General features: G+C 60.2%; 17 protein-coding genes and 1 tRNA gene. 13 read left to right on the top strand and 5 right to left on the bottom strand.

Annotated features, from left to right (window positions below):
* The first annotated feature begins 3 nt into the window (after nucleotides 1-3).
* Nucleotides 4-759 carry an SDR family NAD(P)-dependent oxidoreductase gene (locus ACFOGH_RS08690; RefSeq protein ID WP_380072676.1) on the top strand — a complete coding sequence of 252 codons (756 nt, stop codon included), beginning with the start codon at nucleotides 4-6 and terminating at the stop codon, nucleotides 757-759.
* 292 nt (nucleotides 760-1,051) lie between these two features.
* On the opposite strand, the gene ACFOGH_RS08685 is transcribed toward ACFOGH_RS08690, so the two are convergent.
* Nucleotides 1,052-1,126, bottom strand: a tRNA-Thr gene (locus tag ACFOGH_RS08685).
* A gap of 137 nt (nucleotides 1,127-1,263) precedes the next feature.
* Here ACFOGH_RS08685 and ACFOGH_RS08680 point away from each other — a divergent pair.
* From ACFOGH_RS08680 to ACFOGH_RS08670, 3 genes are read left to right on the top strand one after another with little or no spacing between them, the layout of a single operon-like run.
* Nucleotides 1,264-1,440, top strand: a complete 177-nt coding sequence (locus tag ACFOGH_RS08680) for a hypothetical protein (RefSeq protein WP_380072675.1) — start codon at nucleotides 1,264-1,266, stop codon at nucleotides 1,438-1,440.
* Nucleotides 1,441-1,449: 9 nt separating this feature from the next.
* The gene (murA, locus tag ACFOGH_RS08675; RefSeq protein WP_380072674.1) at nucleotides 1,450-2,718 is read left to right on the top strand and encodes a UDP-N-acetylglucosamine 1-carboxyvinyltransferase; all 1,269 of its coding nucleotides are present in this window, start codon (nucleotides 1,450-1,452) and stop codon (nucleotides 2,716-2,718) included.
* A complete protein-coding gene (locus ACFOGH_RS08670) occupies nucleotides 2,715-3,191 on the top strand; it encodes a DUF2948 family protein (protein WP_380072673.1) in 477 nt (158 codons plus the stop codon). Before murA ends, ACFOGH_RS08670 begins: the two co-directional genes overlap by 4 nt.
* Nucleotides 3,192-3,318: 127 nt before the next feature.
* Here ACFOGH_RS08670 and ACFOGH_RS08665 read toward each other — a convergent pair whose 3' ends face one another.
* A complete protein-coding gene (locus ACFOGH_RS08665; RefSeq protein WP_380072672.1) occupies nucleotides 3,319-3,495 on the bottom strand; it encodes a hypothetical protein in 177 nt (58 codons plus the stop codon).
* Nucleotides 3,496-3,995: 500 nt separating this feature from the next.
* On the opposite strand from ACFOGH_RS08665, the gene ACFOGH_RS08660 reads away from it, so the two are divergent.
* The 8 genes from ACFOGH_RS08660 to ACFOGH_RS08625 all read left to right on the top strand — a co-directional run bounded on the left by ACFOGH_RS08660 (nucleotide 3,996) and on the right by ACFOGH_RS08625 (nucleotide 10,949).
* Entirely contained in the window at nucleotides 3,996-5,276 is a 1,281-nt protein-coding gene (locus tag ACFOGH_RS08660; protein WP_380072671.1) for an ABC transporter substrate-binding protein, read from the top strand.
* A 236-nt stretch (nucleotides 5,277-5,512) separates the two neighbouring features.
* Entirely contained in the window at nucleotides 5,513-6,355 is an 843-nt protein-coding gene (locus ACFOGH_RS08655; RefSeq protein ID WP_380072670.1) for a carbohydrate ABC transporter permease, read from the top strand.
* Nucleotides 6,352-7,185 carry a carbohydrate ABC transporter permease gene (locus ACFOGH_RS08650; protein ID WP_380072669.1) on the top strand — a complete coding sequence of 278 codons (834 nt, stop codon included), beginning with the start codon at nucleotides 6,352-6,354 and terminating at the stop codon, nucleotides 7,183-7,185. The genes ACFOGH_RS08655 and ACFOGH_RS08650 overlap by 4 nt, the downstream gene beginning before the upstream one ends.
* Nucleotides 7,186-7,189: 4 nt before the next feature.
* Nucleotides 7,190-8,191 (top strand): ABC transporter ATP-binding protein, encoded by a 1,002-nt coding sequence (locus tag ACFOGH_RS08645; RefSeq protein ID WP_380072668.1) that lies wholly within the window; start codon nucleotides 7,190-7,192, stop codon nucleotides 8,189-8,191.
* Nucleotides 8,192-8,253: 62 nt separating this feature from the next.
* Nucleotides 8,254-9,039, top strand: a complete 786-nt coding sequence (locus tag ACFOGH_RS08640) for a ThuA domain-containing protein (RefSeq protein WP_380072667.1) — start codon at nucleotides 8,254-8,256, stop codon at nucleotides 9,037-9,039.
* A complete protein-coding gene (locus tag ACFOGH_RS08635) occupies nucleotides 9,039-10,097 on the top strand; it encodes a Gfo/Idh/MocA family protein (protein ID WP_380072666.1) in 1,059 nt (352 codons plus the stop codon). The genes ACFOGH_RS08640 and ACFOGH_RS08635 overlap by 1 nt, the downstream gene beginning before the upstream one ends.
* A gap of 116 nt (nucleotides 10,098-10,213) precedes the next feature.
* Complete coding sequence (locus ACFOGH_RS08630) at nucleotides 10,214-10,390, top strand: CTP synthetase (RefSeq protein WP_380072665.1); 177 nt, start codon at nucleotides 10,214-10,216, stop codon at nucleotides 10,388-10,390.
* Nucleotides 10,391-10,460: 70 nt separating this feature from the next.
* On the top strand, nucleotides 10,461-10,949 hold the full coding sequence (locus ACFOGH_RS08625) for a cytochrome b (protein ID WP_380072664.1): 489 nt from the start codon (nucleotides 10,461-10,463) through the stop codon (nucleotides 10,947-10,949).
* Here the strand turns inward: ACFOGH_RS08625 and ACFOGH_RS08620 are convergent.
* Complete coding sequence (locus ACFOGH_RS08620; RefSeq protein ID WP_380072663.1) at nucleotides 10,946-11,716, bottom strand: alpha/beta fold hydrolase; 771 nt, start codon at nucleotides 11,714-11,716, stop codon at nucleotides 10,946-10,948. The genes ACFOGH_RS08625 and ACFOGH_RS08620 overlap by 4 nt on opposite strands.
* Nucleotides 11,717-11,810: 94 nt before the next feature.
* On the opposite strand from ACFOGH_RS08620, the gene ACFOGH_RS08615 reads away from it, so the two are divergent.
* On the top strand, nucleotides 11,811-12,182 hold the full coding sequence (locus tag ACFOGH_RS08615; RefSeq protein WP_380072662.1) for a hypothetical protein: 372 nt from the start codon (nucleotides 11,811-11,813) through the stop codon (nucleotides 12,180-12,182).
* Here ACFOGH_RS08615 and ACFOGH_RS08610 read toward each other — a convergent pair.
* Nucleotides 12,175-13,032: a DUF817 domain-containing protein gene (locus tag ACFOGH_RS08610; protein ID WP_380072661.1), complete on the bottom strand. Its 858-nt coding sequence runs from the start codon at nucleotides 13,030-13,032 to the stop codon at nucleotides 12,175-12,177. The two genes, ACFOGH_RS08615 and ACFOGH_RS08610, sit on opposite strands and share 8 nt — an antisense overlap.
* Nucleotides 13,033-13,116: 84 nt before the next feature.
* The gene (gene glyA / locus ACFOGH_RS08605; RefSeq protein ID WP_380072660.1) at nucleotides 13,117-14,409 is read right to left on the bottom strand and encodes a serine hydroxymethyltransferase; all 1,293 of its coding nucleotides are present in this window, start codon (nucleotides 14,407-14,409) and stop codon (nucleotides 13,117-13,119) included.
* Nucleotides 14,410-14,606 lie beyond the last annotated feature (197 nt).

Genomic DNA, 14,606 nt, shown 5'->3' with positions numbered 1-14,606 from the left:
AACATGAGCATTCAAAAACGTGTGGCATTGGTAACGGGTGCAAGCCGCGGTATTGGCCGCGCGATTGCCCTTGGTCTAGCCGCACGGGGCTATGATCTGGTGCTGAACGATATTGCCGCGCAACAAACGGTGCTTGCCGAAACCGCAACCGAGGCACGCCGCCATGGGGGGCGCGTGCTTTCGCTGCACGCTGATGTATCCAACAAGGCACAGGTGCAGGCGATGGTGGCAGAAGCCGTAGCACAAATGGGCAGCATACACGCCGTTGTCAACAATGCGGGTATCCTGCGGGCCTCGGATGTCGAAAGTTGTCCCGAGGAGTATTGGGATAGCGTGATGGACATCAACGCCAAAGGCACTTTCCTTGTAGTGCAGGCGGTGCTGCCATTGATGAAAGCCCAGCGATACGGCCGCATCTGCAATATCTCATCAATCGGCGGAAAACATGGCGCGCCGGAACAGGCGCATTATTCGGCGTCGAAAGCCGCTGTCATGGGTTTTACCCGCGTTCTGGCACAAGAAGTCGGCCCGTTCGGGATAACCGCCAACTGCATTTGTCCCGGCATCATTCTGACGGACATGGGCCGGGTGAACCTGGATGATCCAAGCATCAGCAACGCGTGGAAGGCCAAGACCGCGATGGCTCGCATCGGCGACCCCGAGGATGTGGCAGGGCCGGTTGCGTTCTTCTGCTCGGACGACAGTGCATTCGTCACAGGGCAAACGCTGAACGTCGATGGCGGCATCGTGTTGAGCTGAGCGCTTGATCTGCCACGGCATTGCTGGCGCTGGTCAATTGCCAATTGGTCCTATGCGCGGCGGCATAGGCTGCCGCGATGATAAGGCTGTTGCCCAAACGGGCGCATTTTGCGCGCTTGGGGTGTGTGGGTGAGTGGTGGGCTTCTGGTCAATAGCGGCACCTTTGCAGCGAACGCCCGTTTTTTTGCGCAGATTTGGATGAGGATCGCCAAGGCGATCTGACGAAGCGCTGTCGCTCCGAGGTCAGCTCAACCGCGCTAGGCAACTAAGATACTAAGGCATAAAAGATAAATGGTGCTGCAAGAGAGGATTGAACTCTCGACCTCTCCCTTACCAAGGGAGTGCTCTACCACTGAGCTACTGCAGCGCCGGATGCTTGCGGAACCCTGTGGTTCGCTTGCGTGGCGGCTGAATAGACGCCTTCGCGGCAGGGTGCAAGAGCAATTTGGTGGTTTTTTGCGCAGCCTTGCTGGACGCTTGGCGTGGCCTGTATTAGAAGGCCTGATGCGTGAAAAATCGGATGACATTGCTGCGGCCAAGCCGAAATCCCAGCGCGAGATCGAGCGGGAGGCGCGGTTGAAGCTGGCGCTGAAGGCGAATATGGGCCGGCGCAAGGCGCAGGCGCGGGCAAGGTCGGCGGCGGATTCGGATGTATCCGAAGATAACAACAAGAACGAGTGAGGCGGGCAGATGGATTCGATTTTGGTCAAAGGCAATGGGCCGCTGAACGGGGTGATCCCGATTGCGGGGGCGAAAAACGCTTGTCTTACGCTGATGCCAGCGACGTTGCTGTCGGAAGAACCGCTGACGCTGACCAATGCACCGCGGCTGTCGGATATCGCGACGATGACGCAGCTCTTGCAGTCTTTGGGCGCGGAAGTGGCCAGCCTGCAGAACGGGCTGGTGCTGGCGATGTCGAGCCATAAACTGGATAATCACACCGCGGATTATGAGATTGTGCGCAAATTCCGCGCCTCGATCCTGGTGCTGGGGCCGCTTTTGGCGCGCGATGGTCATGCGGTGGTGTCCTTGCCGGGGGGCTGTGCGATTGGCGCGCGCCCGGTGGATTTGCACCTGAAAGCGCTTGAAGCGATGGGGGCGGAGCTTGATCTGCGCGACGGTTATGTGCATGCCAAGGCACCGGGGGGGCGGTTGCGTGGGGCGGTGGTAGAGTTTCCGTTTGTCTCAGTGGGCGCTACGGAAAACGCGCTGCTGGCGGCGACTTTGGCCAAGGGCACCACGGTGCTGAAAAACGCCGCGCGCGAGCCGGAGATTGTTGACCTTGCGGTCTGTCTGCGCCGGATGGGTGCGCAGATTGAGGGCGAGGGCACCAGCACGATCACCATTCAGGGCGTCGACCGGCTGGGCGGGGCGACGCATCCGGTGGTGACGGATCGGATCGAACTTGGCACCTACATGCTGCTGCCCGCGATCTGCGGCGGCGAGGTGGAGTGCTTGGGCGGCAAGATGGATCTTGTCGGGGCTTTTGCCGAAAAGCTGGATGCGGCGGGCGTTTCGGTGGTGGAAACCGAGCGCGGGCTGAAGGTGACGCGCAAGAATGGCCGGGTGAAGGCGGTGGATGTGGTGACAGAGCCGTTCCCCGGCTTCCCGACCGATTTGCAGGCGCAGATGATGGCACTGCTTTGCACGGCGGATGGCACTTCGGTGCTGGAGGAGAAGATTTTCGAGAACCGCTTCATGCATGCGCCGGAACTGGTGCGGATGGGCGCGAAGATTGATGTGCATGGCGGCCATGCCACTGTCACCGGCGTTGAAAAGCTGCGCGGGGCGCGGGTCATGGCGACGGATTTGCGCGCTTCGGTCTCGTTGATTTTGGCGGGGCTGGCGGCGGAGGGTGAAACCGTGGTCAGCCGGGTGTATCATCTGGACCGCGGCTATGAGCGGGTTGAGGAAAAGCTGCGCGGTGTTGGCGCGCAGATCGAGCGGATCAAGGCATGAGCGACGCGCGTTTTGAAGACGGGGCCGAGCAACCGCTGCGGCTGATCGCGCAGGATGCCGAAGGGCTGGCGGTGATCGCGGCCCTGCTACAAGACGCGGTGTTTCCGATCACCGAGATGTCGCTGGTGCGGCACAAGCGGCGGTTTGCGTTGATGCTGAACCGTTTCCGCTGGGAAGACCGCGATGCGGCGGCGCAGGCTGGCCGCAAGTATGAGCGCGTGCAAAGCCTGCTGGTGTTCGAGGATGTGCTGGCGGTGCGCAGTCAGGGCATTGATCGCAGCGACAAGGATATGATCCTGTCGCTGCTGGACATCAGCTTTACGCCGGGTGCGGATGGCACCGGGCTGGTGACGCTGGTTCTGGCAGGTGACGGCGCGATTGGGCTGGACGTTGAGGCGCTGGATGCGACGCTGCGGGATGTGACGCGGCCCTATCTGGCCCCGTCGGGCAAGGTGCCGCAACACGACCTTTAGCAGCTTTCCCAGATGGGAATGACCTGTGCCTCGAACCTGCTGTGACGCCATATGTTGTGTGCCGACACAACATCCAGCCGCCAATTTGGCGGTTTTGGTGCTTGTGACGCGGGCGATCTTGGCGCGATCAGTCTTTCGGGCCGTTGGTGTTGATCACCACAGAGTTCTTTGTGTTAGGCGTCGCCACGCTGGGCTTGGCCTTTTCCTTTTTGGGCTTTTTGACGTTCTTGCCGGGTTTGCTCATGCCTTTGGCCATCTGATCATCCTTGACGCTGCGACCATCCGGTTGGCCTGATGCCATCATGCGCCTTTGCGGATGCAAACCCAAGCGCATTCGCAAGCCCCGGCACGATTGAACTGCGGGCACCGCAGAATGACGATACGATTTTGCCAGGTTTCAGAAAATTCACATCGCTTTCAGTCGATGGGTTTGGTTTTGCCCCTGATCGGTGCCAGTGGATTGAGGCGTTGGATTTGGTTGATCGGAAACGGCCGCCTGTTTAGAATATATAAAAACGGCAGATACTTAGATGGATATTTGCGCGGGTTCCCGCTGCATTGCCGCAGGTGGATGCGGCATTGCAGCAACGGCAAGTTGTAGAATGTGCGATGAATCCGTTACGGCTGAACCTTTTCCAATCCAAAAATTTGAAAGCGCTTTGAGGCGAGAATCGTTGACGAAATAGCCAATTTGCCGCTATGGCTTTGGCCAACGCTTCGGGAGGCCAGCTTTGATCGGTTGGAAAAGCGGCGTTTGACAGGGAAGCGCCGATCCGGCGCAATCAAACAATAGGGAGGAAATCCATGACCTTTGGATTGAAGAACCGCATCATGCGGTCTGCTGCGGCTATCGCTGTGATGGCGGCTGTCGGCACGCCGGTTATGGCGGAAGAAATCTTTTACGTGTCCGGCTCGGTCGGCAAAGCGGTTGAGAATTTCAAGAATCTGGTCAAGCCGTGGGAAGAAGCCACCGGCAACACCGTCACCATCGTGCCGATGCCTGCATCGACCTCGGATCAGTTCGGCCAGTATCGGCTGTGGCTGGCAGCGGGTGCGACCGATATCGACCTGTACCAGACCGATGTGATCTGGGCACCGCAACTGGCGGATCACTTTGTGGATCTGACCGAAGCAGCCAAAGATCTGGCGCCAACGCATTTCCCGTCGATCATTGAATCGCAGACCGTGGCGGGCAAACTGGTGGCCTTGCCGATCTTCACCGATGCGCCGGCGCTGTATTACCGCAAGGACCTGCTTGAGAAATACGGCGTGGCCGTGCCGAAAACCTGGGACGAGCTGACGGCGGCTGCGGCCAAGATTCAGGAAGGTGAGCGCGCGGCAGGCAAGGCAGATTTCTGGGGCTATGTCTGGCAGGGCAACGCCTATGAAGGGCTGACCTGCGATGCGCTGGAATGGGTGAAATCCTTCGGCGGCGGTCAGATCGTTGAGGCTGATGGCAGCATCTCGATCAACAACGAAAAGGCCGTGAAGGCGCTGGAGACCGCGAAGGGCTGGGTCGGCACGATCTCGCCTCAGGGTGTGTTGGCCTATGGCGAGGAAGAATCGCGTGGCGTCTGGCAGACCGGCAACGCGGCCTTCATGCGCAACTGGCCCTATGCCTACACGCTGGGCAATGGCGACGACTCGGCGGTCAAGGGGCTGTTTGACGTGACCACGCTGCCGGTTGGCGCAGAGGGCGACACCTCGGCTGCGACTTTGGGCGGCTGGAATGTGGCAGTGTCGAAGTATTCCAAGCATCAGGATGTGGCGATCAGTCTGGCGCTGTATCTGGCTGGCCCTGAGGCGCAGAAGGCGCGTGCGATTTCGGAATCGGCGCTGCCGACCATCGTGTCGCTGTATGACGATGCCGATATTGCGGCGGCGCAGCCGATCATCCCGCAGTGGAAGAACGTGTTCTTGAATGCTGTGCCGCGTCCGTCGGCGCCGACTTTGGGCAAGTATAACGAAGTGTCGTCGAAATTCTGGTCGGCTGTGCATGAAACGCTGTCGGGCAATGGCTCGGCTGCCGATAACCTTGCCGGGTTGGAAGCTGATCTGACCGACCTGAAAGGCGACGCCTGGTAATCCTCCCGTTACGGGTGTGCCTTTAGGATGGGCGGCGGCTGAGCAAATCGCCAACCGCCGCCCATTTTACACGCGGCCCTTGTGATGGGTCGGTTTGAGGGGGGAAATTCATGACAGTTTCAAAGACGGCCATAGGCCGGGAAAGTGGTCTGAGCCTGCAGCAGCAGCGCATCAGAGCCGCGAAATGGTTTCTGGCGCCCATGTTGATTGCGCTGTTTTGCGTAGCGGCCTGGCCCTTGCTGAGAACGATCTGGTTCTCGTTCACCGATACGTCGCTGAACAATCTTTATGGCGGCAAGTTCATCGGATTTGACAATTATTTCAAGATGCAGACGCTTTCGACCGGGACGGTGCGCTACAAGGGCACGCTTGTGGACCCGGCCTGGTGGAACGCGGTGTGGAATACGGTGCGGTTCTCGCTGGTGTCGGTGATCTGCGAGACCGCGCTGGGGTTGATCGTGGCGCTGGTGCTGAACGCAGAGTTCAAAGGGCGCGGTTTTGTGCGCGCAGCCATCCTGATCCCGTGGGCGATCCCGACGATTGTTTCGGCAAAGATGTGGGCCTGGATGCTGAACGATCAATACGGCATCCTGAATGATATGGCGCTTAACCTGGGGCTGATTTCCAGCAAGATCGCCTGGACGGCGAATGCCGACACCGCGATGTATGCGGTGCTGATGGTGGATATCTGGAAAACCACGCCGTTCATGGCGCTGCTGTGTCTGGCGGGCCTGCAAATGGTGCCGCGCGATATTTATGAGGCGGCGAAGATTGACGGCATCAATCCGGTGAAGGTGTTCTTCAAGATCACCCTGCCGCTGATCCGTCCGGCGCTGATGGTGGCGGTGATCTTCCGCATGCTGGATGCGCTACGGATTTTCGATCTGATCTACGTTTTGACGCCCAATTCGGCGGCCACGAAAACCATGTCGGTGATCAGCCGCGAGAACCTGATCGAGTTCGACAAGTTTGCGTATGGCTCGGCGCAGTCGACGCTGCTGTTCGCCATTCTGGCGATTTTCGTGTCGCTCTACATCTGGCTGGGCAAGGTTGACCTGAGCGGGGAGGGGGGCAAATGACCGCGAACAAGCTGCTGAAAAACGTAGGGTTCTACGCGCTGGTGGTGGTGATCGTGATCTTCTCGATCTTCCCGTTCTACTACGCGATTGTGACATCCTTTGCGACAGGAACGGCGCTGTTTGAAGCCAATTACTTCCCGAAAGCCTTTGACTGGGCCAACTACAAAACCGTGCTGGGCGGGGCGACCTTCCCGCGCAACATCCTGAACTCGGTGTTCGTGGCGACAACGACGGTGGTGTTGGCGCTGTTTCTGGCGGTTACGGCCTCTTATGCGCTGGCACGGGTGCGGTTCCGGGGCCGGGGGCTGTTGCTGATGACAATCCTTGCGGTGTCGATGTTTCCGCAGATCGCCGTGCTGGCAGGGCTGTTCGAGTTGATCACCTATCTGGGTCTGTTCAACTCTCCCTTCGCGCTGATCCTGTCTTACACGATCTTCACGCTGCCGTTCACGGTCTGGGTGCTGACGACCTTCATGCGGGATTTGCCGATCGAGATTGAGGAAGCCGCGATTGTCGATGGTGCGACGCCGTGGATCATCATCACCAAGGTGTTCTTGCCGCTGCTGTGGCCTGCCTTGGTGACGACGGGGCTGCTGGCTTTCATCGGGGCGTGGAATGAATTCCTGTTTGCGCTGACCTTCACCTCGTCTGAATCCACGCGCACGGTGCCGGTGGCGATTGCACTGCTTTCGGGCGCATCGCAGCAGGAAATTCCGTGGGGGCCGATCATGGCCGCATCCGTCATCGTGACGGTCCCGCTGATCATCCTTGTTCTTATCTTCCAACGCAAAATCGTCGCGGGTCTGACCGCAGGCGGCGTGAAGGGCTGAAAAAATGGCAAAAATCGAACTGAAGAATGTGAAGAAGTCCTACGGCGCGGTGGATGTGATCAAGGGCATCGACCTGACGATCGAAAAGGGCGAGTTCATGGTGTTTGTCGGCCCGTCGGGCTGCGGCAAATCCACCTTGTTGCGGCTGATTTCGGGGCTGGAGGAGATTTCCTCGGGCGATATGTTGTTCGACTCGGAGCGGGTCAACAACGTGCTGCCCAGCCAGCGCGGCATTGCGATGGTGTTCCAGTCTTATGCGCTTTATCCGCATATGACGGTCTATGACAACATGGCCTTCGGTATGAAACTGGCGAAGGCCAGCCCCGAGGATATGAAAAAGCGCGTGCTGGAGGCTGCAAAGCTTTTGCAGATTGATCACCTGCTGGACCGCCTGCCCAAGCAGCTTTCTGGCGGTCAGCGTCAGCGCGTTGCCATTGGCCGCGCGATTGTGCGCGACCCGCGGGTGTTCCTGTTTGACGAACCTTTGTCGAACCTTGATGCCGCCTTGCGGGTGCAGACGCGGCTGGAGATTGCCAAGCTGCACCATTCAATGTCGGATGTGACGATGATTTACGTCACGCACGATCAGGTTGAGGCGATGACCTTGGCCGACCGGATCGCCGTGCTGCGTGATGGCCGGTTGGAGCAGGTGGGCTCGCCTGCCGAATTGTATGAACGGCCCAATTCGATCTTTGTCGCGGGCTTTATCGGCAGCCCGAAGATGAATTTCATGACCGGCAAATTCGCCGCCGATCATGGCTGCACCACGCTTGGAATCCGATCAGAGCATATCGACGTGGTCGAGGGCGGCATCTGGACGGGTCAGATCGTACATGCCGAGGATCTGGGCAGCGACAATTATCTGTTTGTCGAAGTGGGCAGCGACGAGCCTTTGATCGTGCGGCGTGAGGGTAAGCTGGCGATGAAGGTGGGCGATACGGTGTCGTTGTCGCCGAAGGCAGGCCAGTTGCACCGCTTTGATCAGAACGGCAAGCCGATCCGCTGATGATTTGAAAACCATTGGCCACGCCTGCGTCTGGGCGTGGCAGCTTAAAGAAGGAGCATGCCATGAGCATCCGCGTCACCGTTTGGGGCGAAAACGTCCATGAACAGAAAAACAAAGTTGTGTCAGGGATTTATCCGTTGACGATGCATGGCACGATTGCCGCCGCGCTGAACAAGGAAGCGGGAATCTCGGCCTCGACCGTGACCTTGCAGGATGCCGAGCATGGCATGACGGCAGAAAAGCTGGCCGAGACCGATGTGCTGATCTGGTGGGGCCATGCGGCGCATGGCGATGTGGACGACGCGATTGTCGAGCGGGTCTGCAATGCGGTCTGGGGCGGGATGGGGATTATCTTCCTGCATTCGGCGCATTTCGCCAAGCCGTTCAAGCGGCTGATGGGGGCACCGTGCAATCTGACCTGGCGCGAGGCGGGCGAGCGTGAGCGGCTGTGGGTGACAAGCCGTCAGCATCCGATTGCCGCAGGTCTGCCGGACCATTTCGAGTTGGAAAACGAGGAAATGTATGGCGAGCCGTTTGGCGTGCCGGAACCCTTGGAAACCGTGTTCGTGTCGTGGTTTGCTGGCGGCGAGGTGTTCCGCTCGGGCCTGACTTACAAGCGCGGGGCGGGGAATATCTTTTACTTCCGTCCGGGGCATGAGACCTATCCGACCTATCACGACGCCAATGTGCAGCGGGTGATCGCGAATGCGGTGAAATGGGCGTATAACCCCAACCAGCGCATTGCTGATCCGAATGACGCGCCGAACACGCCGGTCGATAAAGCGCTGGAGCCGATTGTCGAGCGCGGGCCGCGCCTGCACCATGATGGCGAGGCGGGGTATCGGTGATGTTGGCGCCGGTTCGCGTTCTGATCCTTGGCACGGGTGGCATGGCGAATAACCATGCCGACAGCTTCAAGGCAATTGAGGGGGTGACGGTGGTTGGCGGGATCGACACCCGCCCGGCGCAGTTGCAGGATTTCTGCGACCGTCATGGCATCGCAGGCCGGTTCGCTTCGATTGACGAGGCGATTGCCTGGGGGGAGTTTGACGCTGTCACCAACGTAACCCCGGATGCGGCGCATTACGCCACCACCCTGCCGTTCCTGGCGGCAGGCAAGCATGTGCTGTGCGAAAAACCCCTTGCTACATCCGAGGCGCAGGCCGATGCGATGGCCGAAGCCGCGGCATCGGCGGGCGTGGTGAATATGGTGAACCTCAGCTATCGCAACGTCGCGGCGCTGCAAAAGGCCGCCGCAATGGTGCGTGAAGGCGCAATTGGAACGGTGCGGCATTTTGAGGCGAGTTATCTGCAAAGCTGGCTGACCCAACCGGCTTGGGGCCATTGGGACCGCGAAAGCCAATGGCTGTGGCGGCTTTCCACCAAGCACGGATCAAAGGGCGTGCTGGGGGATGTCGGCATCCATATCCTTGATTTCGCGACATTTATCGCCGGGCAATCGGCGGTCGAAGTCTCGTGCCGTTTGGCGACCTTCCACAAGGCGCCGGGCGATCAGATTGGGGAATATCCGCTGGATGCCAATGACTCTGCCACGATGCAGATCGTGCTGGAAAACGGCGCTTTGGGCACGGTGGCTGCGACGCGGTTTGCGAGCGGCCATCTGAACGATCTGCGGTTGCGGATTTACGGCGACAAGGGCGGGCTGGAAGTCTGCTGGGAGAACAACACCAGTTCCTTGCGCGCCTGTCTTGGCGATGATCTGCAAGCGGCGCGGTGGCACGATGTCGAGGCACCCGTGCTGGCGACAATCTATCAGCGCTTTATTGCCGCCATTCGTGGCGAGGGCGTGGCCGATCCTGATTTTGCGCGGGGGGCGGCGTTGCAGCGCCTGCTCGACCGTGCAGAGCAATCGGCGGGCAAGGCGGGGGTCAGCCTAAAGGTCTGATCCGGTTTGTCTGCCGTAAGCCGAGGCACCCCCAGTGCCTCGGCTTGATCTTTATCAAGGCATGGCAAAGCATTTGCGCGCAGGCTGTTGGGGTAAACCCGGCAAGGAGTCTGATCATGACGCGCCTGATGATGTTGCTGTTCTCGATGGTGGCGACCACGCTGATGGGGGTGGGCGTGATCATCGCTCTGACCACCGGCTTTGGCACGCTGAAGCCGATCATGCTGGCGGCAGCGGTTGGGTTTGTCTTGGCGCTGCCGGTGTCGTGGCTGATTGCCAGAAAACTTGCCTGATCCGCGACGGATTGCCATGCTGCCAGCGTATCAGGGATGACGGGTTTGAACAGGTTTGAAAGGACATCGCATGGCACTGCGCAAAGGGTATTCGGCAACGCAAATCGCACTGCATTGGCTGGTCGCAGTACTGATCTTGTTTCAACTGATTTTTGGTGAGGCGATGGGCACCGCTTGGCGGGCGGTGCGGCGCGATATGGTGCCAGATATGACGGTGGCCGTTTGGGCCCATATCATTGCCGGTATCGCGGTTCTGATCTTTGCCCTGTGGCGCTTGAACCTGCGGGCGTCGCGTGGCGTGCCTGAGGCCCCGCCAGATAGGCCGCTGATGATGAATGCGGCCAAGTGGGGCCATTGGGCGCTTTATGCGGTGATGCTGCTGGCTCCGATCACGGGGTTGGTGGCGTGGTATGGTGGCGTGGCTGAGGCCGCTGAAGTGCACGAGTTGTTCAAGCCGGTGATCATCGTGCTGGTGGCGGGGCATGTGCTGGCGGCGCTGTATCACCAGTTCATTCGCAAGGACGGCTTGCTGCTGCGGATGAAGCGCCCGATGGATTAGGCGTTCAGAAACACCTGCACCGCTTGTTCAAACTCGCGCGGGCGCTCGGCGTGCAGCCAGTGGCCCGCGCCAGGCAGTTTGGCGAAATGCGATTTCGGAAACAGGCTGCGGATGGTGTCGCGGTATTCTGGCTTGACGTAATGCGACAACGCCCCGGTCAGGAACAGCGTTGGCCCGTCAAACTGGCCAGTTGTGCCGGGCCAGCCGACAATCTGCGGCATCTCGGCCTCTAGCACGTCGAGGTTCAGCCGCCAGACCGGGGGCTGTGCCTTCAGGTCGAGCGATTGCAGGAAAAACGCGCGCAGGGCGGGGTCCGCGACGGTCTCGGAAAGCCGCCGGTCTGCCTCGCTGCGGGAGGTGAGGCCATTCAGATCCAGCGCGCGCATGGCGGTGATATACTGGGTTTGATCATGGCCATAGGCGACGGGAGCGATGTCGGCCACCACCAGCTTGCGGATCAGTTCTGGACGAGTGAGCGCCAGTTGCATCGCGGCCTTGCCGCCCATCGAATGGCCAACCACATCCATCGGCGCGCCAAGTGTTGTGATCACCTCGGCCAGATCGCCCGCCATATCGGCATAGCTGTGCGTGGCTGCGCGCGGGCTTTGGCCGTGGTTGCGCATGTCCACCGCATGAACGGTGCGCCCTACGGCGAGGTGACGCGCAATCACCCCCCAGTTGCGGGCAGAGCCGTAAAGCCCATGCACGATCAACAGATCGGGCTGCGTGGTGGCGGTGGCGGCGGAGTAGGTGGTTGTGGCAAGCATGTTGCGTTCATAGCGCGGACATATTGTTTCGGCCAGAGCGGTTGAAGCTCTGCTGCGGCGACGGTAAGGTCCGGCCAACGAAAGGGATGCACGCATGACCGGAGTGCCCATTCAACAGATGGCCGACCGCGTGGCCGGTTTGATGGAGCAGCGCCTGCGGGTGCGTGGCACTGGCTTGGCCGAAAAGCTGCGCAAGGGCGGGCGGTTGTTGCCGCGCCGGGTGCGCACGGCGGCCGAAGGGCTGCAAGCGGCGGCGGTGATCGCGCAGAATCCGAAGCTTTGGGCGCAGATTGATCAGGAATCGGTGGCGCAGGCCTATGACATCTGCGTGCGGCATCTGAATGGTGTCGATAGCAAAGACCGCCGCAAGGGCGCGCTGGTTTCGGTTGCGGGATCGGTCGCGTTCTCGGTTCTGGTGGTGGCGGGCCTGCTGTTTGCCGTTCTGCTGTGGCGCGGGTTTATCTAGGCGTGTTCATCTGGCTGGGGCGCAGAGCGGCGCGGCTGACCAGAGTGACCGTGGCAAAGGCCACATAAAGCAGCAGATACCATGATCCGATCTTGGCAAAGCTGACCAAATGGTCGGGGCGTTGGCCTGCGTATAGCCATGTTCCCGTGGCGGTGCCGATATTCTCGGCGACCCAAAGCGCCAGCGACGAGAGGAAGGCTGCGAGGGGTAGCGGCATCCACCAATCGCGATGTGAGATGCGAAAGGTGATCCTTGTGCGGGCGTAGATCAGCAGGGTGGCGGCGAACAGGGCCAGACGGATGTCGGGCAGGAAATGGTGGGCGAAGAAATTGACATAGATCGCCGCCGCCAGTGCAAAGGTCAGCCACAGCGGCGGGTAGGGCGCGAAACGCATGTCGAAAATGCGGATCACGCGGGCCATATAGCTGCCGACGCTTGCATACATAAAGCCAGAAAACAGCGGCACGCCTGCCAGTTTGAACAGGCCGGGTTCGGGGTAAGCCCATGATCCGGCATGGGTTTTGAACAACTCCATCGCGGTGCCGGTGATGTGGAACAAGAGGATGACGCGGGCTTCCTCCCATGTTTCCAGTTTGAACCACAGGAATGCGGCTTGCGTGGCCAGCGCGAACAGGAACAGCGCGTCATAGCGCTGCAGGGGCCAATCCGGCTGCCAGATGGTCTTCGTCGCGATGATGGCGAGCAGCAAGAGCCCGCCGAACAGGCTGGCCCAGCCTTGTTTCAGCACGAACATCACGAATTCGGCCAGTGCAAACGGCAACCGCGCCCGCGCCCAATCGCCAAGGCGGCGTTCTAGGCGGGGGGTGGAGCGGTTTGGCTGGTGCGTCATGGCAATCGGTTCACTTGCAAAAACGAGTCTCGGCAAAGCAAAAGGGCGCAGGTTGCCCTGCGCCCTTTCGGTCGTTCTCAGGCCTTACAGCCCCGGATACATCGGGAACTTTTCGCACAAAGCCTCAACCTTGGCTTTCACCGCGGCCTCAACCTCGCCGTTGCCGTCTTCACCGTTGGCGGCCAGACCATCGACGACTTCGACGATCCATTTGCCGATCTGGCGGAATTCAGTTTCGCCAAAGCCGCGGGTGGTGCCTGCGGGGGTGCCGAGGCGGACGCCCGAGGTCACGGTCGGTTTTTCCGGGTCGAACGGGATGCCGTTCTTGTTGCAGGTGATGTTGGCGCGGCCCAGGGCTTTCTCGGTGGCGTTGCCTTTGACGCCTTTCGGGCGCAGGTCGACCAGCATGACATGGGTGTCGGTGCCGCCGGTGACGATGTCGATGCCACCTTTCATCAACTCATCCGCGAGGGCTTGGGCGTTCTTGATCACTTGGCCAGCATAGGCCTTGAATTCGGGGCGCAGTGCCTCGCCAAAGGCCACGGCTTTGGCGGCGATGACATGCATCAGCGGGCCGCCTTGGATGCCGGGGAAAATCGCCGAGTTTACTTTCTTGGCGATGTCTTCGTTGTTGGTCAGGATCATGCCGCCGCGCGGGCCGCGCAGGGTTTTGTGGGTCGTGGTGGTCGCCACATCGGCATAGGGGAAGGGCGAGGGGTGATGGCCACCGGCCACCAGGCCCGCAAAGTGGGCCATATCGACCATCAGATAGGCACCAACCTTGTCGGCCACGGCGCGGAACTTGGCAAAGTCGATCTGGCGCGGCACGGCAGAGCCACCGGCGATGATCAGCTTGGGCTGGTGTTCGATGGCCAAGGCTTCCATCTGATCATAGTCGATGCGGCTGTCTTGCTGGCGCACGCCGTATTGCACGGCGTTGAACCATTTGCCCGACTGGTTCGGGGCCGCGCCATGGGTCAGGTGGCCACCCGAAGCTAGGTTCATCCCCAGAATGGTGTCGCCGGGTTTCAGCAGGGCGTTGAACACGCCTTGGTTGGCCTGAGAGCCCGAGTTCGGTTGCACGTTGATGAAATCGCAGCCGAACAACTGCTTGGCGCGGTCGATGGCAAGGTTTTCCGCCACATCAACCCATTCGCAGCCGCCATAATAGCGCTTGCCCGGATAGCCCTCGGCGTATTTGTTGGTCATCACCGAGCCTTGCGCTTCCATCACCGCGCGCGACACAATGTTTTCCGAGGCGATCAGCTCGATCTCGTGGCGCTGACGGCCCAGTTCCTTGGTGATCGCGCCGAACAGGTCGGGGTCACGAGAGGACAGGCTTTCGGTGAAGAATCCGGTATCGCGATGGTCGGTCATGGCGTCTCCTGCGGTGAAGGGCATTTGCAGCGGTTCTAGGCGATGGCTGGGAGAGGGGGAAGGCAATAAACGACAGAGAAGGCGTCGGTTACGCCGTCTTGTTCACTATAGGAAACTTGTTACCGCTATCGCAAGCATCGCTTGTGGTGCAAGCGCGGGCAGGGGTTGAGTTTGGCGGCTGCACAGGCAAGGTTGCG

It is taken from the genome of Cypionkella sinensis, assembly GCF_042646385.1.
Taxonomy (GTDB): Bacteria; Pseudomonadota; Alphaproteobacteria; order Rhodobacterales; family Rhodobacteraceae; genus Cypionkella; species Cypionkella sinensis.
The sequence above is the reverse complement of the archived record's forward strand: the minus strand, read 5'-3'. Positions and strand labels throughout refer to the sequence as shown.

Bases quoted from the DNA above. Each gene is read 5' to 3' on its own strand.
- ACFOGH_RS08690 (WP_380072676.1), top strand. From the start codon at position 4: ATGAGCATTCAAAAACGTGTGGCATTGGTAACGGGTGCAAGCCGCGGT.
- ACFOGH_RS08680 (WP_380072675.1), top strand. From the start codon at position 1,264: ATGCGTGAAAAATCGGATGACATTGCTGCGGCCAAGCCGAAATCCCAG.
- murA (WP_380072674.1), top strand. From the start codon at position 1,450: ATGGATTCGATTTTGGTCAAAGGCAATGGGCCGCTGAACGGGGTGATC.
- ACFOGH_RS08670 (WP_380072673.1), top strand. From the start codon at position 2,715: ATGAGCGACGCGCGTTTTGAAGACGGGGCCGAGCAACCGCTGCGGCTG.
- ACFOGH_RS08665 (WP_380072672.1), bottom strand. From the start codon at position 3,495: ATGATGGCATCAGGCCAACCGGATGGTCGCAGCGTCAAGGATGATCAG.
- ACFOGH_RS08660 (WP_380072671.1), top strand. From the start codon at position 3,996: ATGACCTTTGGATTGAAGAACCGCATCATGCGGTCTGCTGCGGCTATC.
- ACFOGH_RS08650 (WP_380072669.1), top strand. From the start codon at position 6,352: ATGACCGCGAACAAGCTGCTGAAAAACGTAGGGTTCTACGCGCTGGTG.
- ACFOGH_RS08645 (WP_380072668.1), top strand. From the start codon at position 7,190: ATGGCAAAAATCGAACTGAAGAATGTGAAGAAGTCCTACGGCGCGGTG.
- ACFOGH_RS08640 (WP_380072667.1), top strand. From the start codon at position 8,254: ATGAGCATCCGCGTCACCGTTTGGGGCGAAAACGTCCATGAACAGAAA.
- ACFOGH_RS08635 (WP_380072666.1), top strand. From the start codon at position 9,039: ATGTTGGCGCCGGTTCGCGTTCTGATCCTTGGCACGGGTGGCATGGCG.
- ACFOGH_RS08630 (WP_380072665.1), top strand. From the start codon at position 10,214: ATGACGCGCCTGATGATGTTGCTGTTCTCGATGGTGGCGACCACGCTG.
- ACFOGH_RS08625 (WP_380072664.1), top strand. From the start codon at position 10,461: ATGGCACTGCGCAAAGGGTATTCGGCAACGCAAATCGCACTGCATTGG.
- ACFOGH_RS08620 (WP_380072663.1), bottom strand. From the start codon at position 11,716: ATGCTTGCCACAACCACCTACTCCGCCGCCACCGCCACCACGCAGCCC.
- ACFOGH_RS08615 (WP_380072662.1), top strand. From the start codon at position 11,811: ATGACCGGAGTGCCCATTCAACAGATGGCCGACCGCGTGGCCGGTTTG.
- ACFOGH_RS08610 (WP_380072661.1), bottom strand. From the start codon at position 13,032: ATGACGCACCAGCCAAACCGCTCCACCCCCCGCCTAGAACGCCGCCTT.
- glyA (WP_380072660.1), bottom strand. From the start codon at position 14,409: ATGACCGACCATCGCGATACCGGATTCTTCACCGAAAGCCTGTCCTCT.